The sequence below is a fragment of the Streptomyces griseorubiginosus genome (genome assembly GCF_001514195.1).
GTDB classification, from domain to species: domain Bacteria; phylum Actinomycetota; class Actinomycetes; order Streptomycetales; family Streptomycetaceae; genus Streptomyces; species Streptomyces griseorubiginosus.
The window spans coordinates 983189-1005770 of the sequence record NZ_KQ948736.1 but is presented as its reverse complement, the minus strand read 5'-3'; the positions used below and the strand labels follow the sequence as shown (position 1 = coordinate 1005770).

The 22582-nt window shown below is 73.2% G+C and carries 15 protein-coding genes; 10 read left to right on the top strand and 5 right to left on the bottom strand.

Translation table 11 applies throughout. The features are described from left to right. The first annotated feature begins 16 nt into the window (after positions 1–16). Entirely contained in the window at positions 17–769 is a 753-nt protein-coding gene (locus tag AQJ54_RS17075; protein ID WP_062238248.1) for a class I SAM-dependent methyltransferase, read from the top strand. On the opposite strand, the gene AQJ54_RS17070 is transcribed toward AQJ54_RS17075, so the two are convergent. Continuing rightward, on the bottom strand, positions 727–3999 hold the full coding sequence (locus tag AQJ54_RS17070) for a tetratricopeptide repeat protein (protein ID WP_062238246.1): 3273 nt from the start codon (positions 3997–3999) through the stop codon (positions 727–729). The two genes, AQJ54_RS17075 and AQJ54_RS17070, sit on opposite strands and share 43 nt — an antisense overlap. Before the next feature lie 200 nt (positions 4000–4199). Here AQJ54_RS17070 and AQJ54_RS17065 point away from each other — a divergent pair, with 200 nt between their 5' ends. From AQJ54_RS17065 to AQJ54_RS17040, 6 genes are all read left to right on the top strand, one after another. Continuing rightward, on the top strand, positions 4200–5066 hold the full coding sequence (locus tag AQJ54_RS17065; RefSeq protein ID WP_062238244.1) for a TIGR03619 family F420-dependent LLM class oxidoreductase: 867 nt from the start codon (positions 4200–4202) through the stop codon (positions 5064–5066). Positions 5067–5331: 265 nt separating this feature from the next. After that, positions 5332–7494, top strand: coding sequence for a germacradienol/geosmin synthase Cyc2 (gene cyc2 / locus AQJ54_RS17060; RefSeq protein WP_062238242.1), 2163 nt, complete (start codon positions 5332–5334; stop codon positions 7492–7494). A 475-nt stretch (positions 7495–7969) separates the two neighbouring features. Next, the gene (locus AQJ54_RS17055; RefSeq protein WP_062021849.1) at positions 7970–8560 is read left to right on the top strand and encodes a PDZ domain-containing protein; all 591 of its coding nucleotides are present in this window, start codon (positions 7970–7972) and stop codon (positions 8558–8560) included. A gap of 411 nt (positions 8561–8971) precedes the next feature. Beyond that, positions 8972–10093 carry an aminopeptidase P family protein gene (locus AQJ54_RS17050; RefSeq protein ID WP_062238240.1) on the top strand — a complete coding sequence of 374 codons (1122 nt, stop codon included), beginning with the start codon at positions 8972–8974 and terminating at the stop codon, positions 10091–10093. A 47-nt stretch (positions 10094–10140) separates the two neighbouring features. Continuing rightward, a complete protein-coding gene (locus AQJ54_RS17045; protein WP_062238239.1) occupies positions 10141–11088 on the top strand; it encodes an aminoglycoside phosphotransferase family protein in 948 nt (315 codons plus the stop codon). Between the two features lie 210 nt (positions 11089–11298). Continuing rightward, the gene (locus AQJ54_RS17040; protein ID WP_062238237.1) at positions 11299–11826 is read left to right on the top strand and encodes a hypothetical protein; all 528 of its coding nucleotides are present in this window, start codon (positions 11299–11301) and stop codon (positions 11824–11826) included. A 29-nt stretch (positions 11827–11855) separates the two neighbouring features. Here AQJ54_RS17040 and treZ read toward each other — a convergent pair whose 3' ends face one another. Continuing rightward, on the bottom strand, positions 11856–13601 hold the full coding sequence (gene treZ, locus AQJ54_RS17035; protein WP_062238235.1) for a malto-oligosyltrehalose trehalohydrolase: 1746 nt from the start codon (positions 13599–13601) through the stop codon (positions 11856–11858). Positions 13602–13773: 172 nt separating this feature from the next. Here treZ and AQJ54_RS17030 point away from each other — a divergent pair, with 172 nt between their 5' ends. From AQJ54_RS17030 to AQJ54_RS17020, 3 genes are all read left to right on the top strand, one after another. Further along, positions 13774–14325 carry an FHA domain-containing protein gene (locus AQJ54_RS17030; RefSeq protein ID WP_062238233.1) on the top strand — a complete coding sequence of 184 codons (552 nt, stop codon included), beginning with the start codon at positions 13774–13776 and terminating at the stop codon, positions 14323–14325. A 138-nt stretch (positions 14326–14463) separates the two neighbouring features. Beyond that, complete coding sequence (locus AQJ54_RS17025; protein WP_062238231.1) at positions 14464–15828, top strand: M14 family zinc carboxypeptidase; 1365 nt, start codon at positions 14464–14466, stop codon at positions 15826–15828. Next, the gene (locus AQJ54_RS17020) at positions 15825–16247 is read left to right on the top strand and encodes an SSI family serine proteinase inhibitor (RefSeq protein ID WP_062238228.1); all 423 of its coding nucleotides are present in this window, start codon (positions 15825–15827) and stop codon (positions 16245–16247) included. The genes AQJ54_RS17025 and AQJ54_RS17020 overlap by 4 nt, the downstream gene beginning before the upstream one ends. Before the next feature lie 44 nt (positions 16248–16291). On the opposite strand, the gene AQJ54_RS17015 is transcribed toward AQJ54_RS17020, so the two are convergent. From AQJ54_RS17015 to glgX, 3 genes are all read right to left on the bottom strand, one after another. Further along, positions 16292–17548, bottom strand: a complete 1257-nt coding sequence (locus AQJ54_RS17015; protein WP_062238227.1) for a M14 family zinc carboxypeptidase — start codon at positions 17546–17548, stop codon at positions 16292–16294. Positions 17549–17939: 391 nt separating this feature from the next. Then, entirely contained in the window at positions 17940–20297 is a 2358-nt protein-coding gene (treY, locus tag AQJ54_RS17010) for a malto-oligosyltrehalose synthase (RefSeq protein ID WP_062238224.1), read from the bottom strand. Positions 20298–20366: 69 nt separating this feature from the next. Further along, complete coding sequence (gene glgX, locus AQJ54_RS17005; RefSeq protein ID WP_062238222.1) at positions 20367–22493, bottom strand: glycogen debranching protein GlgX; 2127 nt, start codon at positions 22491–22493, stop codon at positions 20367–20369. Positions 22494–22582: the final 89 nt, after the last annotated feature.

The window sequence follows — 22582 nt, the reverse complement described above, 5'->3', positions numbered from 1 at the left end:
GCGAAAGAGGACCCCATTGACCCCGCGGTACCTGAGCAATCCTGGGGAGCCCGTCTACGACGTGGACGCACGACGCTACCTCGACGTCACCGACCCCCGTGACGAGGCCGACCTCCACGACGTGTTCACGGACATCTACCGCACCAACCGCTGGGGCTCCGACGAGACCCGCTCCGGACCCGGCTCCGAGCTGCAACGCATGAAGCGGGTCATCGCCCAACTCGGTTCGCTCATTCGGGACTTGGGGATCCGCTCGGTACTGGACGCGCCCTGCGGCGACTTCAACTGGATGCGACACGTCGACCTGCACGGCGCCACCTACCTCGGCGGCGACGTCGTGGCGGAACTCGTGGCGGCCAACACTGCCGAACACTCCGCGCCCGGGCGGGAGTTCCAGCTGCTCGACTTCACCGCGCAGCCCGTGCCGTGCGTCGACCTCATCGTCTGCCGGGACGCCCTCGTGCACTTCTCCTACCAGCATGTCGTGGAGGCGCTGACCCGGTTCCGGGAGAGCGGCTCGCGCTATCTGCTCACCACGACCTTCTCCCGGACCCCGGCCAACACCGACATCGTGACCGGCTGGTGGCGCCCCATCGACCTGTGCAAGGCACCCTTCGGCCTGCCCGAGCCGCTCCAGGTCATCGGCGACGAGGAGTCCGACGACTTCTACGACGACAAGGTGCTCGCGCTCTGGGACCTCGGGCAGATCCCGGCCCGCTTCCCGGGCTACGAACCGGCGGCGGCCGAGTCGGGGTCGCGGGGCGTCTGATCCCCCTCCGCGGCCCGCAGCCGGGCCAGCGCCTCCCCGGCGGCCAGGGTCCGCGGATGCCGTGGCCCCAGCACCTCCTCGCAGACCTCCCGTACCTCGGTGAACTCCGCTCCTGCCTGGACGAGTTCACCCTTGAGGCAGAGCAGGTCGGCCAGGTTGTGCCGGACCGCCAGGGTCCCCGGATGCCGTGGGCCCAGCGTCTCCACGCAGTCCGCGAGCACCGTGCGGTACTCCGCCTCCGCCCGCTCGACATGCCCGCGCAGATGCAGCACGTGCGCGGCGCCGTGCCGTACGGACAGGGTCAGCAGGTGCTGCTCGCCGAGCACGGTCCGCCGGGCCTCGTAGACCTCCCTGAACTCCTGTTCCGCGGCCGCCAGCCGGCCCTGGTCCTTGAGCAGGTCGGCGAGGTTGTGGCGGACCGCGAGCGTGCCGGGGTGGCGGGGGCCCAGGGTGTCCACGCAGTCCGCGAGGACCGTGCGGTACTCGGTCTCCGCCCGGTCGGTGCGGCCCCGCAGGTGCAGGACGTGCGCGGCACCGTGCCGTACCGACAGGGTCAGCAGGTGCTGCTCGCCCAGCACTTCGCGCCGCGCCGCGTACACCTCCCTGAACTCCGCCTCCGCCGCCTCCAGTTGACCCCGCTCCATCAGCAGGTCGGCCAGGTTGTGGCGGACCTCCAGGGTGTGCGGATGCATGTCGCCGAGCAGCCGGCGCTGCACCTCGAAGACCTCCCGGAACTCCGCCTCCGCGTCCCCGGGCCAACCCCGGTCGCGCAGCACCGTGGCCAGGCCGTACCGGGCCGACACGGTCTCCGGGTGATCCTCGCCGTACGCCTCGGCGCGCGTCGCGAGCACCGTACGGAACTCCTGCTCGGCCTCGGCGAGCAGGCCCCGGTCGCGCAGCACGCCGGCGAGGTCGTGCCGGACCGCGAGCGTGCTCGGGTGGCGTTCGCCCAGCACCCGCGCGCACACCTGGAGCGTCTCCCGCAGCTCCGCCTCCGCCTGGCCGAACATGCCGCGCTCGTGCAGCACCTGGGCCATCTCGTGCCGGGTGGCCAGGGTGTCGGGGTGGTGGGCGCCGAGCGTCTCCCGGTAGGCGTCCAGGAGCAGGCGGTACTCCTCCTCGGCCTCCGCCAGCAGCCCCCGGTAGCGGGCCATCCACGCCACACCCTTGCGGGCGGCGAGAGTCCCGGGGTCGCGCTCGCCCAGCAGCGCCCGGCGCGTGGCGTGCACCGCGCGGTACTCGGTCTCCGCCTCGACCGGGCGGCCCCGGCCGTGCAGCAGGTTCGCGAGCGCGTACCGGGCGTCGGCGGTCTCGCCGGAGGCGTCGCCGAACAGGGCCCGGGTGTCCGCCAGCACCGTGCGGAACAGGGACTCGGCCGCCGCCAGCCGACCGCGCAGGTGCAGCAAGTGGGCGGCGGCGGCGCGTACTTCGAGCGCGTCGGGATCGTTCGGGCCGCACGCGAGCACCACCGGCTCGCAGGCGTCGAGCACCTCCTCCGCACGGTCCAGCCAGCCCCGCCGGAACAGATGCCGGGCCCCGGCCGCCGCCGCCCTGAGCGCCTTGGAGACCAGCTCGTCCTCGGCCTCGTACGGGTCGCCCATCAGGGCCAGCGGGGCGTCGACGTGCGGGAGCAGCAGCCGCCAGCGCGGCCAGTCGCGCGGGTCGTCCTCGCTCAGCTCGGCGGTGGCGCACACGACCAGGTCGGCGACGACGGCCGCGTACTCCTCCCAGTGCTCGGCGAGATCCTGCTGGAGCCGGCCGGCGTCCCGGACCAGCGGATGCAGCACGAGGGTGCGGGCGTGGTCGTCGCCGCCGGGCGGGGTGTGCAGTTCGACCAGACCGAAGTCGGCGAGCGCGGTGAGCGCGGTGTACAGCTCCTGCGGTGTGACCCCGGGCAGCAGCGAGGAGGCCGCCAGCCGGTCCGGGCGTAACAGACCGACCAGCGGCACCGGGGCCTCGCCCAGGCAGCACAGCAGCCGCATCAGCGGCCGGGCCTGGGCGATGCCCCGCCGCTCCAGCAGGTCCAGCGACAGCTCCCAGGTACCGGTCACCGGGACCGACAAGGTGCCGCCCTGCTGCCCGGGCGGGCGTTCGTCGAGGAGTTCGCTGAAGCGCTCGTCGAGGGCCACGCGGTAGTCGGCGTACGTCCGTACGGTCGTCGTGCCCGGCCAGGTGGGGAAGGCGGAGGCCGCGGCGAGGTGCGAGCCGGCGATGCGCAGCGCCAGCGGCAGCCCGCCGAGCCGCCGGGTCAGCATCCGGGCGTCCTCGCGGGAACCGGCCCGCTCCCCGGCGAGGTCCCAGAGCACCTCGGTCGCGTCGTCCTCCTCCAGGGCGTCCACCGAGTGCAGCGTGGCCCACGGCCCCCAGGTCGTCGGGCTGCTGTCCCGGCTGGTGATCAGCACCAGTCCCGGCAGCTCTGCGGCGGGCCGGATCCAGCCCGTGCCCTCCGCCAACCGGCCGTAGGGCGCGAGGTGTTCGGGCTCGTCGGCGTTGTCCACCACCAGCAGCCAGGGGCTCGCGGTGTCGCACAGCCGGCGCCACAGCAGGTCGGTCGCGCTCGAACGCCCCGACCAGGCACGGTCGATGAGATCGGCGGGAGTGCCGAGCGCCGCCACCACCTCGCGCATCCCCGCGCTCAGCGCGGCGGGGTTCTTCGCCGTCACCCACCACACGTCGACGTTGAGGGCGGCGGCGTGGGCGGCGATCTCCAGGGCGACCGTGGTCTTTCCGCTGCCGCCCATGCCGTGCAGCACCCGCACACCCGAAGTCGGCTTGCCCACCAGCTGTTTGAGGGTGTCGAGGAGCGGTCCACGGCCGCGCACCCGGCGGTCGAGCCGGCCCAGCGGAGGCGCCACGGTCAGCGCACCCGGGGCGCGGGCCGGCTCCAGCGGGGCGGCGGGCTGCTGGACCTGGATGAAGACCGGGCGCACCACCCCGGAGAACTCCTGCACGAACTCGGCCAGCAGCCCGGCCAGTTCCGGGTTCCGGTCCAGCAGGCCGCGCAGGGTGCTGCCCCACTCCTCCCGCTGCTGCCGCAGGATGACCTGCTGCCGCCCAGGCGGCGCCGCGTCCAGCTCCGCCCGTGCCGCCTCCAGCCGCTCCACGTCCTCCCGGCGCAGGAACCGTGCGATCCGGTGCCTGGCCACCTGCCAGGCGTCCGTGGTCATCAGCCCCACCATCGTGCCCGCGGCGGCGGCAGCGGTCTGGGTGAACAACTCTGCCCCGAACATCGAGGACCCCCTGTCGGCACACACCTCGACGGCTACGTCCGAACCCCTCTCCCGTTTTCAGGTTCTCATGTCAGGCGGTGCGAAAGGGACTTGATCCTGTCGATGAAGTCGAACGGGAAGGGATGAGAGGAGACCGTCGCCTTGTTGGGGCCAGGTGCACCAGCCGTCACTGCCACCGCACACCGAGGGAGGCGCACCGCATGCGTCTGGGAGTCGCACCGCACCGACTGTGGCCCGCCCGCGAGGACGAGCTCGACGGTGTCCTCGAAACCGCCCGAACCGCAGAGGAGTTGGGCTTCGACCACGTCATCGCGAGCAGCCACCTGCTGGCCGGGACCGCGGGGGTGACCCCGGACCCGCTGGTCCTGCTGTCGGCCGTGGCCGGCGCCACCAGCAGGATCTGTCTGGTCACCAGTGTGCTGATCCTGCCCCTGTACCACCCGGTCGTCGTCGCCCACCAGGTGGCCACGCTCGACCGTCTCTCCGGCGGCCGGCTCACCCTCGGTGTCGGTACCGGCTGGGACACCGCCGAGTTCGACGCGGCCGGGGTGCCCTTCGCCGGACGGGGCCGCCGTGCCGACGAACAGCTGGACGTCGTAAGGACCTTGTGGCGTGACGAGGCGGACGTACGGCTCGGGGTGCGGCCGCGTACTCCCGGCGGGCCGCCGGTGTGGATCGGCGGCCACAGCGAAGCCGCTCTGCGCCGGGCGCTGCGCCACGGCGACGCATGGCACGGTTTCGGTGTCGACGCCGCCGGACTTGTCGAGGTGCGGGGGCGGTTGGCGGTCCTGGAGGAGAAGACGGGGCGTGATTCGGCCAGGCCGCTGGAGCTGACGGCGGGCCTGGTGCTGGGGCCGCCGGGCTTCGAGGCCGCCGTACGCCCGTCCGGATGGCAGCTGTTGGGCGGGGCCGAGCCGAGCGCCGAGCGGGTGCGTGCGGAGCTGGGAGAGCTGGCCGACGCCGGGCTCGCCTCCTGCTCGCTGTGGCTGCCGGTCGCCACCGACGCGCTGCCCGACGCGCTCGGCTGGGTCGCTCAGGAGATCCTTCCGCAGTTCTCCGAGGTGTGAGGGTCCGGCCGACGTTGATGTAGTGATCATGCCGACTGCGGGAGCCGTAGGTCCGGATGCCGTTACGGCCTTGGCGTTCGGGAAGGTGACGGCCGCGCCGCCCGTGTCGCCGTCCGGGGACTCCCGGGTTCGTCGCCCTGCGTCCAGAGCGGGGAACGTCACAAACCCCCTCCACCGTGCCCGGATTCAGCCCCGATTCACGCGATGGTGTGATCATGTCCCGGCTCGCGGATGGCGCTTGAGGGGCCTGGGTAGGGCCCGGCTCATGACGCAGCAGCCCTTCGAACTCCCGCACTTCTACATGCCGTACCCCGCGCGGCTGAACCCGCACGTCGACGAGGCGCGCGCCCACTCGACCGCGTGGGCCCGCGAGATGGGCATGCTGGAGGGGTCCGGGATCTGGGAGCAGTCCGACCTCGACGCGCACGACTACGGCCTGCTCTGCGCCTACACGCACCCGGACTGCGACGGCCCCGCGCTCTCGCTGATCACCGACTGGTACGTGTGGGTGTTCTTCTTCGACGACCACTTCCTGGAGATCTTCAAGCGCACCCAGGACCGCGCCGGCGGCAAGGCCTACCTGGACCGGCTGCCGCTGTTCATGCCGATGGACCTCACGACCCCGATGCCCGAGCCCGAGAACCCGGTCGAGGCGGGCCTCGCCGACCTGTGGACGCGCACCGTCCCGTCGATGTCCGCCGACTGGCGGCGCCGCTTCGCCGTCGCCACCGAACACCTGCTCAACGAGTCCCTGTGGGAGCTCTCCAACATCAACGAGGGGCGGATCGCCAACCCCGTCGAGTACATCGAGATGCGCCGCAAGGTCGGCGGCGCCCCCTGGTCGGCCGGGCTCGTGGAGTACGCGACGGCCGAGGTCCCGGCCGCGGTCGCCGGGTCCAGGCCGCTGCGCGTCCTGATGGAGACCTTCTCCGACGCCGTGCACCTGCGCAACGACCTCTTCTCCTACCAGCGCGAGGTCGAGGACGAGGGCGAGCTCAGCAACGGCGTGCTCGTCCTGGAGACCTTCTTCGGCTGCACCACCCAGGAGGCCGCCGACACCGTCAACGACGTCCTCACCTCCCGCCTCCACCAGTTCGAGCACACCGCGCTGACCGAGGTACCCGCCGTCGCCCTGGAGAAAGGTCTCTCCCCGGCCGAGGTCGCCGCCGTCGCCCAGTACACGCAGGGACTCCAGGACTGGCAGTCCGGCGGCCACGAATGGCACATGCGCTCCAGCCGCTACATGAACGCCCGCGCCGAGACCACCTCCCCCTGGCAGAGCCTGACCGGCCCCGGCACCTCGGCCGCCGACGTCGGCGCCCTGCTCGCCGCGGCCGGCGCCGAGCGGCTGCGCGCCCACACGCATGTGCCGTTCCAGAAGGTCGGGCCGTCGCTGCTGCCCGACTTCCACATGCCGTTCCAGGTCGAGCACAGCCCCCACCTGCCCGGCGCCCGCCCCCGCCTCACCGCGTGGATGCACCGCATGGGCATGCTCCAGGAGGGCGTCTGGGACGAGGACCGGCTCGCCGCGGCCGACCTCCCGCTGTGCGCCGCGGGCATCGACCCGGACGCGAGCGCCGAGGCCCTCGACCTCAGCTCGCACTGGCTGGCCTGGGGCACCTACGGCGACGACTACTACCCCCTCGTCTACGGAGCCCGCCGCGACCTCGCCGCCGCCCGCCTCACCACCCACCGTCTCTCGCAGTGCATGCCCCTCGACGGCCAGCAGACCCTCGTACCCGTCAACGGCATGGAACGCGGCCTGACCGACCTGTGGGCCCGCACCACGGCCGAGATGACCCCCGACCAGCGGCGCACCCTCAAGGACGCCGTGAACGCGATGACCGAGAGCTGGGTGTGGGAGCTGGCCAACCAGATCCACCACCGGGTCCCCGACCCCGTCGACTACCTGGAGATGCGGCGCGCCACCTTCGGCTCCGACCTCACCATGAGCATGTGCCGGATGGGCCACGGCCCCGCCGTCCCGCCCGAGGTCTACCGCAGCGGACCGGTCCGCTCCCTGGAGAACGCCGCCGTCGACTACGCCTGTCTGCTCAACGACGTCTTCTCGTACCAGAAGGAGATCGAGTACGAGGGCGAGATCCACAACGCGATCCTCGTCGTGCAGAACTTCTTCGGCATCGACTACCCGACCGCGCTGCGGGTCGTCCATGACCTGATGACCCAGCGCATGCAGCAGTTCGAGCACGTCGCCGCGAACGAACTGCCCGTCGTGTACGACGACTTCGGGCTCTCGGCGGAGGCGCGCGAGGTGATGCGCGGCTATGTGACCGACCTCCAGCACTGGATGGCGGGCATCCTGCACTGGCACCGCACGGTCGACCGCTACAAGTCCGACTACCTGGCCGGCCGCACCCACGGCTTCCTCCCGGACAGGGCCCCGACGACACTGCCGGTGGCGGGCTGACGGGACGGCGGTGGGCGGGGAAGGCAGGGGTGGTCGGTGCACGCGGGGTCGGTCCGGGGGCGGGTTCCTGACCGCTTTTGGCTCCCCGGCTGCTTTGGGTTCCCCGGCTTCTTTGGGTTCCCCGACCGCTTTGGGTTCCCCGACCGCTTCGGGCTCCCCGGCCGCTTCGGGTTCCCCGGCCGCTCGGCGCCTGCCCGCTGGCCTCAGCACTGCTGCGCACGACCGGTGGCCCTCCGGCCACGAGCGGCCCACGCGGGGTGAGACACCCCTCGCGTGGGCGCGCTCCAGAACGGCTCGCGCCGGCGACCGGGCGGAGCCGTGCCGGCACCGGGCGGAGCCGTGCCGGACCCCCGGACCTGCTGGTTCCGGCCACTACCCGCTCCTGACCGCCCGTCAGTCTCACTCGTTCGTGGCTCGTCACGCGCCCGCGCGCCGGGTAGTCACCACCCGGTGGTGATCCAGCCGGAGGCGATCCATGGAACAGACAGCGTTGCGCCCCAAGCCGATGCCCGGTCAGGAGACCGGCGGTGGCAGGAAGCCCGGGTCCGCCCGGCGCCCGCACGCCGCGCGCCGGCGCGGGCGCCGGTTCACGAGCGTGCTGTTCGGCCTGCTCGTCGCGGCCGTCCTGGTGCTGTCGGGGGTGGGCCTCGGCATGGTGGGCACCACCGTGATCGGCACTGGCAGACTGGCCGAGCTCCAGCGGCAGGTCGGCCTGCACCCGGGCGGTCCGTCCGCCCCGGCGCAGCCGGGCCCCGCCCGGCCGTCCGCGACACCGCCGTCCACCCCCTCGCCCGCGCCCGCCGTCGCCACGCTCGGCCTGGAGGTCGTGGACGCCGAGAAGGCGGGCGCGCTGGTCGTCGGTGTCCATGTCCCGGGTCCGGGCTACACGGCGGGCCTGGTCCGCGGTGACGTACTGCTCGTGTTCGGCCGTACCCGCATCGACACCGCCGACGACCTCGCGCGAGCCGTCGCCGACGCCCGCTCCGGCCGCGAGATCGTACTGACGGTCCGCCACCGCAGCGGCGGCTACCAGCAGCTGACGGCCGTACCGGGCGTGGTGACGTGAAGCCCCGCACGGCACCGCGACCCCGCTGAACAGCGCCGGGAGGCGGGTGATGCCGCTCAGTTCGGCGAGGTGTGCTTCGAGTCCTCAAGCTCGTCGCACTCCGTCATCATCAGGCCTCTCATGGTGGCGAGTGCCCCCTCGTCGGCTCCCACGGGACGGGGCGCCAGCGCCCGGAACCCGTCTCCCAGCGCCGTACCGCTGCTCCCCGCCCTCCCCACAGCCATAGGTGCCCGTCATCCCGTCGCGAGGCAGCGCAGAGGCAGCCGCCAGGCAGGGCAGAGGCAGCGGAGAGGCAGCACAGTGGCAGCGCACTTTCCGCGCCCCGCGCGAAAACCTCGCAACCAGCTCGCGCGCCCCACGCCGTGCGGGCAGGATGCTGCCCAAGACCCACACCCGCCCAGGGAGGCCCCGATGACCGGCACCGCAGCGCCCTTCGCCGCCGACGACTACCGGGCCCGCATGGAGCGCGCGGCCCGGTCGGCAGCCGAGGCAGGGCTCGCGGGGCTGCTGGTGGCCCCGGGGCCGGACCTGGTGTGGCTCACCGGCTACGCGCCCCCCGCCACCGAACGCCTCACCCTGCTCGTCCTCGCCCCCGGCCAGGACCCCGTCCTGGTCGTCCCCGCCCTGGAGGCCCCGGACGCCGCCAAGTCCCCCGGCGCGAGCGCCCTGACCCTGCGGGACTGGACCGACGGCAAGGACCCCTACGCCGTCACCGCCCCCCTCCTCGACACCGGCGGACGGTTCGGGATCAGCGACAACGCCTGGGCCATGCACCTGCTGGGCCTCCAGAAGGCGCTGCCCGGGACCTCGTACGCCTCGCTCACCGAGGCCCTTCCGATGCTGCGGGCGGTCAAGGACCGGGCGGAGCTGGAGCTGCTGGCGGCCGCGGGGGCGGCGGCCGACGCGGCGTTCGAGGAGATCCGGAAGCTTCCCTTCGGCGGCCGCCGGGAGTCCGAGGTCGCCGCGGACCTCGCCGACCTGCTGCGCCGCTTCGGCCACTCCCAGGTCGACTTCACCATCGTCGCCTCCGGCCCGAACGGCGCCAACCCGCACCACGAGGTGGGCGACCGGGTCATCGAACGCGGTGACATGGTCGTCCTCGACTTCGGCGGCCTCAAGGACGGCTACGGCTCCGACACCTCCCGCACGGTCCACGTCGGCGAACCCACCGACGAGGAACGCCGGGTGCACGACCTCGTCCGCGCCGCCCAGGAGGCGGGCTTCCACGCGGTACGGCCCGGAGCGGCCTGTCAGGAGGTCGACCGGGCCGCCCGCGCGGTCATCGCCGACGCCGGCTACGGCGAGTACTTCATCCACCGCACCGGGCACGGCATCGGCGTGACCACGCACGAACCGCCGTACATGATCGAGGGCGAGGAACAGCCCCTCGTACCGGGGATGTGCTTCTCCGTGGAACCCGGTGTCTATCTGCCGGGCCGTTTCGGGGTACGCATCGAGGACATCGTCACGGTCACCGAGAGCGGCGGCCGCAGGCTCAACGACACCACCCGCGAGATGGTCATAGTGGACTGACCCGACCCCAGGAGCCCCCTCCACCCCTCGAGCGACTACGGCGCGACATGACCCAGGCACCGACACCCACCGCGGACACGGTCCGCCGACTGGTCCGTTCCCTGCTCAAGGACGGCACGTCCGACACCGGCGGGCCCGAGGTCCGGCCCGTCGCCGAGAGCGGCGCGCACGCCACCTGGTGGGTCGGCGCCCGCCATGTGCTGCGGCTGTCCGAGGACCGCGCGGCCACCGCCCGCCGACGCCGAGAGCTGCGTCTGCGCGACCTGGTGCGGCCGCACGTCCCGGTCGCGGTGCCGAGCAGCGTGGCCCAGGGCGAGTGGGCGCCCGGCCTTGTCTACACGCTGGACACCAAGGTCCCCGGCGGCTCGGCGGAGGAGCATGACGTCTCCGCCGTCGGCGAGGCCGACCTGGCCGGGCTTCTCACCGGGCTGCGCGAGGTGCCCGTACGGCAGGCCGAGGCGCTCGGCGTCCCGCGCGTCGCCCCGCGCTCACTGGAGGCGCTGCGCCGGGAGGCCGGCCGGGCCGCCGAGCTCCTGCACAAGGCCGACGAGTTCGACCCGGCCCGGCTCCAGCAGCTCACCTCGGCCGCCGCGGTCCAGCTCGCCGCGCAGCCCGGCAGCGCGGTCCTCGTGCACCACGCCCTGACCGGCGAGCACCTCGTGGTCAGTGCCGACGGCCGGGTGCGGGGCGTGCTCGACTGGACCGACACGGTCGTCGGCGACCCCGCCGAGGACATCGCGGGCCTCGCCCTGGCCGTCGGCGCGCCCGCCGCCGTCCGCGCCGCCACCCTCGCCGGGTACGGAGCCCGGCCCTGCCTGCGCGGTCTCTGGCTGGCCCGCTGCGACACGGTGATCCACCTCGCCGCGGGCCTGGACCGCCGGGAGGACGCGCCGCTGGGGCTGCTGAGGGCCCGGCTGGGCCGTGCCTGGGAGGCGATCCTGCTGGAGCGGGTCACCGAACTGCGGGACGACGAGTCGGACGACGCGGAGCCGTAGGGGCTTTACCTGTAGGCCGTTCCGTCCGTGGGCCGCTGCGTCCGTGGGCCGTTCCGTCCGTAGGCCGTTCCGTCCGTAAGGCGCTCCGTCCGTGAGGCCCTCCACCCGTGGGTGGGCTCCTCCGTCAGACCGTCTCCACCTGCGTATTTCCACCCTCCGTCCACCCGTGGGCCGAGGCGCACGACCGTGCCCGAGCCGGATAGTCGAGGCATGACGATCTCCGACTGGCTCATCGACGTGGCGCTCCTCCTCGTGGTCTTCCGGCAGCTCCGCGAGGAGAGACTGACCCCTCGCACGGTCCTGCTGCCCCTCGCGCTGATCACCTGGGCCGGGACCACCTACCTCCACCACATCCCCACGGCGGGCGACGACGCGTTGCTGATCGCGCTGTTCGCCGCAACCGGAGTCGCCTTCGGCCTGGCAGGGGGCCTGATCACCCGCGTGCGGTTCGCCGACGGACACATACGGGTCAAGGCGACCTGGGGCGCGGCGGCCCTGTGGGTGGTCAGCATGGGCTTCCGCCTCGGTTTCGCGGTCTGGACCTCCCACGCCTCCGGTGCGGCGCACGTCGCCCGCTTCTCCGCCGACCACGACATCACCAGCGGACAGGCCTGGGTGGCCGCCCTGATCCTCATGGCCTTCGGCGAGGTCATCGTCCGCCTCGGCGTCATCGTCGCCCGGGGCCTGCGCATACGGGCCCGCCACCAGGGAGCGCCCGCCGTGTCCGCCCTCGCCTGAGCCGGGGAGACGAAGCGGCATCCGTGAGGTCAGGCCTGGAGCAGCACCACGCACGACTCGCCGGGAACATGCAGCACCCCGTCCGTGCCCGGCGCCTCCACCGGCTCCCAGGCCGCCAGGACGCGGGCCTCGCGGGGCCCGAGGGGGATGGCCGCCGTCGACTTCGCGAGGTTCACGGCGACCCGGACGTCCCCGCGGCGGAAGGCGAGCCAGCGACGGCCCTCGTCATGGGCGATCTTGGTGTCGGCGAGGTCGGGGTCGGTGAGGTCCGGCTGTTCGTGGCGCAGCGCCAGGAGCCGGCGGTACCAGGCCAGCACCCGCGCGTGGGGTTCCCGGTCGAGCTCGGACCAGTCGAGGCAGGAACGGTCCCGGGTCGCCGGGTCCTGCGGGTCGGGCACGTCCTCCTCGGCCCAGCCGTGCTCCGCGAACTCCCGTCGCCGGCCCCGCCGTACGGCCTCGGCGAGTTCGGGATCGGTGTGGTCGGTGAAGAACTGCCAGGGGGTGCCCGCCGCCCACTCCTCGCCCATGAACAGCATGGGAGTGAAGGGCGCGGTCAGCACCAGCGCTGCCGCGCAGGCCGCGAGGCCGGGGGAGAGGGACGCCGCCAGCCGGTCGCCCTGGGCGCGGTTGCCGATCTGGTCGTGGGTCTGGGAGTAGCCGAGCAGCCGGTGCCCGGCCGTGCGGGTGCGGTCCAGCGGACGCCCGTGGCTGCGGCCCCGGAAGCTGGACCAGGTGCCGTCGTGGAAGTAGCCGCCGGTGAGGGTCTTGGCGAGCGACGCCAGGGGTGCGCGGGCGAAGTCGGCGTAGTAGCCCTGGGACTCGCCGGTGAGCGCGGTGTGCAGGGCGTGGTGGAAGTCGTCGTTCCACTGCGCGTGCAGCCCGAGACCCCCCTCGGCGCGGGGGGTGATGAGCCGGGGGTCGTTGAGATCGGACTCGGCGATCAGGAACAGCGGCCGCCCCAGGTCGGCCGAGAGGGCGTCGACCGCCGTCGACAGCTCCTCCAGGAAGTGGCAGGCGCGGGTGTCCGCCAGCGCGTGCACGGCGTCCAGGCGCAGTCCGTCGATCCGGTAGTCCCGCAGCCAGGAGAGCGCGCTGCCCAGCAGATAGGCGCGCACCTCGTCCGAGCCCGGCGCGTCCAGGTTGACCGCGGAACCCCAGGGAGTGTGATGCGTGTCCGTGAAGTACGGCCCGAAGGCGGGCAGGTAGTTGCCCGACGGCCCCAGGTGGTTGTGCACCACGTCCAGCACGACCCCGAGGCCCAGCTCATGCGCCCGGTCCACGAAACGCTTCAGGGCCTCGGGACCGCCGTAGGGCTCGTGCACCGCCCACAGGGAGACCCCCTCGTACCCCCAGCCGTGCCGCCCCGGGAAGGGACACAGGGGCATCAACTCGACGTGGCTCACGCCGAGTTCGACGAGGTGCTCCAGGCGGGCGGCGGCCGCGTCCAGGGTGCCCTCGGGCGTGTAGGTGCCCACGTGCAGCTCGTACAGGACCGCGCCCGGCAGGGGGCGGCCGGTCCACCGGCTGCGCCAGGCGTAGCGCTCGTGCTCGACGACCGCGCTGAGCCCGTCCGGTCCGTCCGGCTGGCGCCGCGAGCGCGGGTCGGGCAGCACCGGGCCCTCGTCCAGCGCGTAGCCGTAGCGGGTGCCGTCCGTGGCCTCCGCCTCCGTCCGCCACCATCCCGCGCGCTCCGGATCGCGTTCCAACGCGCGCGTGGCGCCCTCGCAATGGAGCGTCACACGGCCGGCCTGCGGTGCCCACACCTCGAACTGCACGGACGGTCCCCTTCGTCGGCTCATCCGGATCCAGCCCGTCCATGGTGCGTCAAACGCGATCAATCCGCCTCTGAATCAGCCCCTTTGCCGCAGGTGTCGTCGGGTACGCGCGCGGGGCGGCCGTTGTCTCGTTTTCTGGACACCCGGGGTTCACTGCCCGACAATCACGAACGTGACGTCGTCCTTCGAGTTCAACACGTACCCCGCGCGGCTCTCCGACGTGGAGCGCGACAAGGCGCTGAAGGTGCTCCGTGACGGCGTCGCCATGGGCCGTCTGTCGCACGACACCTTCGTGCGCCGCATGGAACTGGCCCTCGTCGCCCGCCGGTCCGAGGAACTCGCCGCGCTCACCGCCGACCTGCCCCAGGAGAACCGCGTCGCCCGGCTGGTGTTCGGCACCGTCGAGGCCGTCTCCGGCTTCACCGTACGGCTGCGCAGGGCGTGGCAGGCCGAGCGGCTGCCCAAGCTGCTGCTGCCGCACCCCGGCAGCGGTCACGCGCTGCGCATCGGCCGGGACCCGGCCAACGGGCTCAGGCTGACCCACGAGACGGTCTCCCGCGTGCACGCCGAACTCAGCCGTCAGGGCGGTATGTGGGTGCTGCGCGACCTCGGCTCCACCAACGGCACCACGGTCAACGGCCGTCGGGTCATCGGTGCCGCCGTCGTCCGCGAGGGCGACCAGGTCGGGTTCGGGCGGATGGCCTACCGGCTCGCGGTCAACTGAGCCCAAGCTCACCTCTGGCCTGGGCTTTACGTGCCGTCGCGGCCCAAAGTCCTTTCCTCCGCACGGTGTTGACGTGACCGTCAAGTCGTGACTGACTGTGCGTACACCATGCACACCAGGTGAACCGACGGCACCACATTGTGGAGGTGTGCCCTGCCGCCCCTCCTCCGTTACCCGACCGTCGACGAGCTGGGCGCACGGGCCGCGTCACTCGTCGCCCGCCATCCCGCGGACGCCCGGCTGCGCCGGGTCGGCACCTCACGTGCCGGCAGCCCCCTGTGGCTGCTCTCCGTCGGCCACGGCAGCCGCCAGGCCCTCGTCGTCGCCGGACCGCACGCCAACGAGCCCGTGGGCGGCGGCACCGTCCTCAGACTCGCCGAGCGGGCCCTGGCCGATGCCCGCCTCACCGCCGGGGCCGACGCCACCTGGAACCTCCTGCTCTGCCTCGACCCCGACGGCCTGCGCCGCAACGAGGGCTGGCTGCGCGGCCCGTACTCCCTCGACCGCTACTTCCGGAAGTTCTTCCGGCCCGGTTTCGGCGAACAGCCGGAATGGCTCCCGGACGGCGCACAGGCCGCCGCGCTGCCGGAGACCCGCACCCTCCTCGCCCTCCAGGACGAACTGCGCCCCTTCCTCCAGTGCTCCCTGCACGGCGTCGACGTCGGCGGCGGCTTCGTCGAACTCACCCGCGATCTGCCCGGCCTCGCCCGCCACGTCGCCCACACCGCCGCCGAGCTGCACATCCCGCGCGAGTTCGGCCCGTACGACACGCTCTACTGGCCGTGCCTGGGCCCCGCCGTCTACCGGATCCCGCCACCCCGCCGCGGTGACCTGGCCGCCGCCATAACGGAAGCCGCCGTCGAGTCGACCTGGTACCACCCGCACCCGTACGGCACCGTCACGGCCGTCGTCGAAGCCCCCATGTGGGGCGTGGCCGCCGTCGAGGACGCGGGCCTGCCGGCCGACGCGCCCGCCGTCCTGCGGACCGTCAGCCACACCCTGCGCCGCGACGCGCGGCTCCTCGAGGACGTCCTGGCGCGGATCCGCCCGTATGTCTCGGACGCCCCGGACGCCGCCCGGCTGCTCGCCCCGGTCGAGGACTATTTACTGGTCTGCCCCGGGCTCGCCGACGCCTGGGATCCCGACGTCACCGACACCGCCCGCCCGCTGCCCCCGCTCAGCGCCGGCCACCTGGCCGCCCTGCGCATCGCGGGCCGGCGTCTCGCCCTGCGCACCGCGGGACTCCTCCACCAGCTCGTGATCCGTGCGGGCACCGACCCGGCCGGTGCGCTGCCGGAGCTGGACCGGCTCATCGACCTGTGGTGCGCCGACTACCGGGACGGCTGCGGGGCCCGCTGGATCCCGGTCCCGCGCCAGATCGAGTACCAGTCCCGGGTCGTGCTCGCCGCCTTCGACCTCGCCGTACGGCACGCGCCCGCGCGCTCCCGTTCGGGTGAGCCCGGGTGGGGATCCGAGGCCGCCGTGCCGATGCATCGGGAATGACGCACACCCACACAGCGACAGCACTGCGACGAGCGGCCCGCACCGGACTGACGGCGGCGGCCGTCCTGCTGGCCGCCGCGGCCCCCGTCTCGGCCGGGGACCGGTCCGGCGGCGACTACCTCTACCTCATGGTCACCAAGGGCGACAGCCGCTCCAGCGACACCCGCGGCACCCTCCTGCTGTGCGACCCGCCCCAGGGCCACGGCCGCGCCGCCGAGGCCTGCGCCCAGCTCGACGCGGCCGACGGCGACATCGGCGCCCTTCCGGCCGCCGACGTCCTCTGCCCGATGCTCTACGCGCCCGTCACCGTCCAGGCGCGCGGACAGTGGAACGGCCGGCCCGTCGAGTACCGCCAGAGCTTCTCCAACACGTGCCTGATGGAGGCACGGACCGGGGCGGTGTTCGCGCTGGAGAGCTGACCCGCCCGCAGCGAAGCACGGACGCACGCGCGCGTGGCGCCGCGTCACCCTCGATCCGCCCGTTCCCGCGCGTGCAGGGCCACCGTCACGACCGTGCGGGCCTGGTGCTCCACCTGGTGCTCCAACGGCACCCAGCGGGCCCGGAAACGCTCCGCGAAGGCGTCGCTCCAGAGCCTGACGAGGTGTTCGAGGCGTGGCGCGGCGCGGTCGTCGTTCTCCCGGAGGACCCGCAGCAGCATGGCCGCCACCCGCAGGGGCAGCCGCCGGGAGAACGCGTCCACACTGCCGATGTACGCGCGGGTCTCGTCGGCGGGGCGGGTGTGGATCCAGTCCGCGGCCAGTCCCGGCACCAGCTCCAGACCCCAGGTGGCGGCCCGCAGCAGGGGCCCGTCCACTCCTTCGAGACGCGGCCGCGCGTCCCCGAGCACCCGCTCCACCGTCCGGGCCTGCCGCAGCAGCCGGCCCGCCAGCCGCCGCATCGCCGCCGCCGGGGCCGGATGCGGTGCCGGATCGTCCACCAGGTCGCTCGCCCACATCGGCACCTCGACGACCGCGGTGAGACCGCCGTAGCGGTGCGCGTGGTACCAGGTGCTGTGCCGGGCGTCGTCCGGCATGCTCGGGTACGCCGATCCCGCGCCCGGTGCCGGCATCACATGCACCCCCGGCCCCGACGCCGGCCAGCCTGCCGCGTCCGAGGCGCCGGTCTCCACCGGAATGTGCAACTCCGCCGCGGACTTGGCGAACGGCTCGGCGAGACCGGGGACGTCCTTCGTCAACTGCACCCAGCTGCCGCCCAGATCGGTGCCGTGCAGGGTCACCTGGAGGTAGGGCCGCAGTTCGTCGATCACCGCGGTCAGCGCGCGGGTCTCGGGCGGCAGCCGGTCGGGCGGCAGCATCGACGGCGCCCACTCCGGCTGCTCCGCACCGGCCGGCCGGAAGAACCCGAGGTGATAGTCGAACAGACTGCGGGGCGCCGGGGTGACATGGAGACTCGCCCCGTCCGGATCCGCGCACAGCAGGAAGTGCCAGGAGGTGTCCGCCCGCAACTGCCGCTCGGCCAGCACCCGTTCGGCCACCGCCAGCGCCGCGGGGCCGCCGGTGGGTTCGTTGGCGTGGGCGCCCGCGACCACCAGGACGGCCCGCCGGGCGTGGCCGACCGACAGCAGGTGCAGGGGCCTGCCCGCGCGCGAGACACCCACCTGCCGCAGTCGGCAGACACCGGGTCGCCCGGCGGCCAACGTCCCTGCGGACAGCACAAGTTCGGGCACCGTGGGGTAGCGCAGCTCCGGCAGGAGACTCACCCCCGACCTGTCCGACCGGCCTCGCAATCCGCAGTACCCCACGGTCCGGTTGAGCTGTCAAGGACGCCGAGGGGGAGGCGCCAGGGGGCGCCCGGAGGCAAGGCGCCGACGGCGGGCACAACCATGGCCGCCGAAGGGAGCCCGCGCCCCCGCACCCGAGGCCCCCGCCCGGCGCTCACGCAGGTCCGACGCCCTCAGGACGGGTCGGCCGTGCTCCGACTATGGCCCGCGCTCACCCGGCCGTGCCCCGACCGCGGCCCGCGCTCACCCGGCCGTGCTCCGACCATGGCCCGGGCTCTCCCGGCTGTGCCCCGACCACGGCCCGCGCTCACCCGGCGTGCTCCGACCGAGGCCCGTGCTCACCCGGCCGTGCCCCGACCACGGCCCACGCTCACCCGGCCGCAGCCCTCCGCTCCAGCAGCGCCACCGGTGACGCGCCGAACAGGTCCGCCAGCAGTACCTGTCCCGAGAACTCCCGCTCCGGCACCAGCACGTCGCTCCACACCCCGGCCGGCAGCGGCAGCACCGTCTCCCCCCAGCCGCCCGCCTCCGCCAGCCGCAGCGACAGCCGGGTCACCGCCGTGAGCACCTCCCCGGAGCGCGTGAAGGCCACGCAGTGCCCCGCGGCGGGCCCCTCGGCGGCCAGTGGCTCATAGGCCGCCGACGTCCCGAAGACCTCCGGCCGCCGCCTGCGCAGCCGCAGCGCCGCCGCGGTGAGCGCGTCCTTGTCGCCGGAGTCCTCCGGCGGGAACCGCACGGCCCGGCGGTTGTCCGGGTCCACCAGGGCCAGGTACTCGCCCTCGGTGCCCTGGTACACGTCGGGCACCCCCGGCATGGTCAGCTGCACCAGGGCCGCACCCAGCACATTGGCCTGGATGTGCGGCCGCAGCCGGCTGCGCAGCTCGGCCACCCGCTCGCCCTGGGGCCCGCACGGCCCGGCCGCGACGAACGCCGCCACCGCCTCCTCGTAGGCCGGCTCCTGCTCCGTCCAGCTCGTGTACAGGCCCGCCTCGCGCACATGCTTCAGCAGCGCCTCCCGCACCCGCCCGGGCTCCGCGGGGCCGAGCCCGAAGACCGTCTGCCAGGCGGCCCACGCCAGTTGCGCGTCCGGCACTCCGTCGCCGGTGCGCGTCACCTCCGCGAGCGTGTCCGCCCACCACCCGGGGCACTCGGTGAGCACGGCCAGCGCGGCCCGCACATCCGCGCTGCGCTTGGTGTCGTGCGTCGAGGCGACGATCCCGGTCAGCGGCCAGTCGCGCTGCACGCGCGCGCAGTACGCGTGGAACTCGTCCGGGGAGACCGCCGGGCGCCCGGGGTTCCCGCCGACCTCGGTCGCCGACAGCAGCGGCACGTACCGGTAGAACGCCGTGTCCTCCACGGACTTGGCCCGCAGCGCCGACGACGTCTGCGCGAACCGGGTCCGGAACTCCACGTGCTCCGGCCCGTCGCCGGCCCGCCCCAGCACCAGATCCCGTACGACGTCGACGGCCTCCGCCTCCTCGGGGACCGCGAAGGCGAGCCGCGCCTCGGCCGCCGCCTCCTCGGTGACCACGGCGGCGGCGTCCGAGGATGCGTAGGGCCGGTAGACCTCCATCCGCACCAGGAGCTCCACCAGCGCGGTGCGCAGCGCCCAGGGCGCCCGGTCGCGCAACGCGGGCTCCGGGGACGCGGCGCACACGCGGACCGCCGCCCGGGTCAGCCGCTCGGTCTCGGCCGCCAGCTCGTGCGTGATCACCTTGTACGCCGCCCGCCGTACCGTCGCCGCCCAGTCGCCGCCACGGTCCGTCTGGGGGGCCGCGAACCGCCGGTACTGGCCGAGGAGCTCTCCGAACCCCGCCGGGTCCGTGAAGAGTCCGTCGAGGTGTCTGAGGGCGTCGTAGCCGGTCGTCCCGGCCACCGGCCAGGAGGCGGGCAGGTGCTCACCGTCGGCGAGGATCTTCTCCACGACCGTCCAGCGGCCGCCGGTCGCCTCGTGCAGCCGCAGGAGGTAGCCGTCGGGGTCCGCGAGGCCGTCCGGGTGGTCGATCCGCAGCCCGTCCACCACGCCCTCGTGCAGCAGCTGGAGGACCTTGCCGTGGGTGGCCTCGAACACCTCCGGGTCCTCCACCCGCACCCCGATCAGCTCGGAGATGCTGAAGAAGCGCCGGTAGTTGAGTTCCGTACGGGCCAGCCGCCACCAGCCGAGGCGGTACCACTGCGCGTCCAGGAGCTGCGGCAGCGGCAGCTCCCCGGTGCCTTCGCGGAGCGGGAAGACGTGGTCGTGGTAGCGCAGGACATCGCCGTCCACGGTGAGGCTGCCCAGCTCCGCGCCGACCGGGCGCCCCAGCACCGGCAGCAGCACCTGGCCGTCCTGCGCCTCCCAGTCGATGTCGAACCAGCGCGCGTACGGCGACTTCGGGCCCTCCCGCAGCACCTCCCACAGGGCGCGGTTGTGGCGCGGGGCCATCGCCATGTGGTTCGGCACGATGTCCAGCACCAGGCCCAGCCCGTGCTCCCGCGCGGTGTGGGACAGCGCCCGCAGCCCGTCCTCGCCGCCCAGCTCCTCGCGCACCCGCGCGGGGTCGACGACGTCGTAGCCGTGCGTCGAACCGGGCACGGCCTCCAGGACGGGCGACAGGTGCAGATGCGAGACGCCGAGCGAGGCCAGGTACGGCACGGCGGCCGCGGCGGCCCCGAACGGGAACTCGGGCTGCAACTGGAGCCGGTACGTGGCCGTCGGCACCGCAGGGACGGATCGCTCAGGTGTCATGCGAACCTACGTACCCGCCCTGCGGCCTTTCGTGTCATCGCTGCTCCATGTGCCCTCCGCGGGCGCCCCCTAGACCGGCCGCTGCAACACGGTCAGGCTCCGGTCCACCAGGGTCAGCCGGTCCCCGGCCTGCACCTTCGCCCCCGTGCCGGGCGGCACCCCGTCCGGGCGGGCGGTGTCGACCACGACCTCCCACTGCCGGCCGTGGTTGACCGGCACCACGAAGTCGAGCGTCTTCGGCGAGGCGTTGAACATCAGCAGGAACGAGTCGTCGGTGATCCGCTCCCCGCGGGGGCCGGGCTCGGAGATCGCGTTGCCGTTGAGGAACACCGTCAGTGCCGAGGCCTGCGCCCGGTCCCAGTCCCGCTGGGTCATCTCCTTGCCCTCGGGGGTGAACCAGGCGATGTCGGAGAGCTCGTCATGGGTGCCCTCCACGGGCCGGCCGTGGAAGAAGCGGCGGCGCCGGAAGACCGGGTGGTCCTTGCGCAGCCACACCATCGCGCGGGTGAACTCCAGCAGCTCACTGCCGAGCCCCGCCTCCTCGGCCCCGTCCGGCCACTGCACCCAGGCGATCTCGCTGTCCTGGCAGTAGGCGTTGTTGTTGCCGCCCTGGGTGCGGGCGAGCTCGTCGCCGTGACTGATCATCGGCACGCCCTGGGAGAGCATCAGCGTGGCGATGAAGTTGCGCATCTGCCGGGCGCGCAGCTCCCGCACCGCCGGGTCGTCGGTCTCGCCCTCCGCCCCGCAGTTCCAGGACCGGTTGTGGCTCTCGCCGTCCCGGTTGTCCTCGCCGTTGGCCTCGTTGTGCTTGTCGTTGTACGAGACCAGGTCACGCAGGGTGAAACCGTCGTGGCAGGTGACGAAGTTGATCGAGGCGAGCGGGCGCCGACCGTCGTCCTGGTACAGGTCGGAGGAACCGGTCAGCCGGGACGCGAACTCCGCGAGCGCGCGGCCCTCGCCCCGCCACAGGTCCCGTACGGTGTCGCGGTACTTGCCGTTCCACTCCGTCCACAGCGGCGGGAAGTTGCCCACCTGGTAGCCGCCCTCGCCCACGTCCCACGGCTCGGCGATCAGCTTCACCTGGGAGACCACCGGGTCCTGCTGCACCAGGTCGAAGAACGACGACAGCCGGTCCACCTCGTGGAACTGCCGGGCCAGGGTCGCCGCCAGGTCGAAGCGGAACCCGTCGACATGCATCTCGGTGACCCAGTACCTGAGCGAGTCCATGATCAGCTGGAGGACGTGCGGGGACCGCATCAGCAGGGAGTTCCCGGTGCCGGTGGTGTCCATGTAGTACCGCTGGTCGTCGGTCAGGCGGTAGTACTGCGGGTTGTCCAGGCCCTTGAAGGACAGCGTCGGGCCCAGGTGGTTGCCCTCGGCGGTGTGGTTGTAGACGACGTCCAGGATGACCTCGATCCCGGCCTCGTGCAGCGCCCGGACCGCCGACTTGAACTCCAGGACCTGCTGGCCGCGGTCGCCCCAGGAGGCGTACGCGTTGTGCGGGGCGAAGAAACCGATGGTGTTGTAGCCCCAGTAGTTGTTCAGGCCCATGTCGACCAGGCGGTGGTCGTTCACGAACTGGTGGACCGGCATCAGCTCAAGCGTGGTGACACCGAGCTCCACCAGGTGTTCGATGATCGCCGGGTGCGCGAGGGCGGCGTAGGTGCCGCGCAGCTCCTCGGGCAGCCCCGGGTGCCGCATGGTGAGGCCCTTGACGTGCGCCTCGTAGATCACCGTCTCGTGGTAGCCGATCTTGGGCCGCCGGTCGTCGCCCCAGTCGAAGTACGGGTTGACCACGACCGACGTCATGGTGTGCGGCGCCGAGTCGAGGTCGTTGCGCCGGTCGGGCGCGTCGAAGTGGTAGCCGTACACCTCCTCGCCCCAGCGGATGGAACCGCTGACCGCGCGCGCGTACGGGTCGAGCAGCAGCTTCGAGGAGTTGCAGCGCAGGCCGCGCTCGGGGGCGTACGGGCCGTGCGCACGGAAGCCGTAGCGCTGTCCGGGCATCACGCCGGGCAGGTACGCGTGCCGCACGAACGCGTCGCTCTCGCGCAGTTCCACCGCCGTTTCCGAGCCGTCGTCGTGCAACAGACACAGCTCTACTCGGTCCGCGGCTTCCGTGAAGACCGCGAAGTTGGTACCGGCGCCGTCGTACGTGGCACCGAGTGGATACGCCTCTCCAGGCCAGACCTGCATGGAACGACTCTTTCAGGTGTCACGCGCCCCGTGTGGCGCCTTGGGCTCGAGTGTCCACGAAAGTGATGGAACCACCTATGACTTACGTC

Coding starts and splice junctions, on each gene's coding strand:
- AQJ54_RS17065 (WP_062238244.1), top strand. CDS start 4,200: ATGCGTCTGGGAGTCGCACCGCACCGACTGTGGCCCGCCCGCGAGGAC.
- treY (WP_062238224.1), bottom strand. CDS start 20,297: ATGACACCTGAGCGATCCGTCCCTGCGGTGCCGACGGCCACGTACCGG.
- AQJ54_RS17050 (WP_062238240.1), top strand. CDS start 8,972: ATGACCGGCACCGCAGCGCCCTTCGCCGCCGACGACTACCGGGCCCGC.
- AQJ54_RS17040 (WP_062238237.1), top strand. CDS start 11,299: ATGACGATCTCCGACTGGCTCATCGACGTGGCGCTCCTCCTCGTGGTC.
- cyc2 (WP_062238242.1), top strand. CDS start 5,332: ATGACGCAGCAGCCCTTCGAACTCCCGCACTTCTACATGCCGTACCCC.
- AQJ54_RS17045 (WP_062238239.1), top strand. CDS start 10,141: ATGACCCAGGCACCGACACCCACCGCGGACACGGTCCGCCGACTGGTC.
- glgX (WP_062238222.1), bottom strand. CDS start 22,493: ATGCAGGTCTGGCCTGGAGAGGCGTATCCACTCGGTGCCACGTACGAC.
- AQJ54_RS17070 (WP_062238246.1), bottom strand. CDS start 3,999: ATGTTCGGGGCAGAGTTGTTCACCCAGACCGCTGCCGCCGCCGCGGGC.
- AQJ54_RS17020 (WP_062238228.1), top strand. CDS start 15,825: ATGACGCACACCCACACAGCGACAGCACTGCGACGAGCGGCCCGCACC.
- AQJ54_RS17055 (WP_062021849.1), top strand. CDS start 7,970: ATGGAACAGACAGCGTTGCGCCCCAAGCCGATGCCCGGTCAGGAGACC.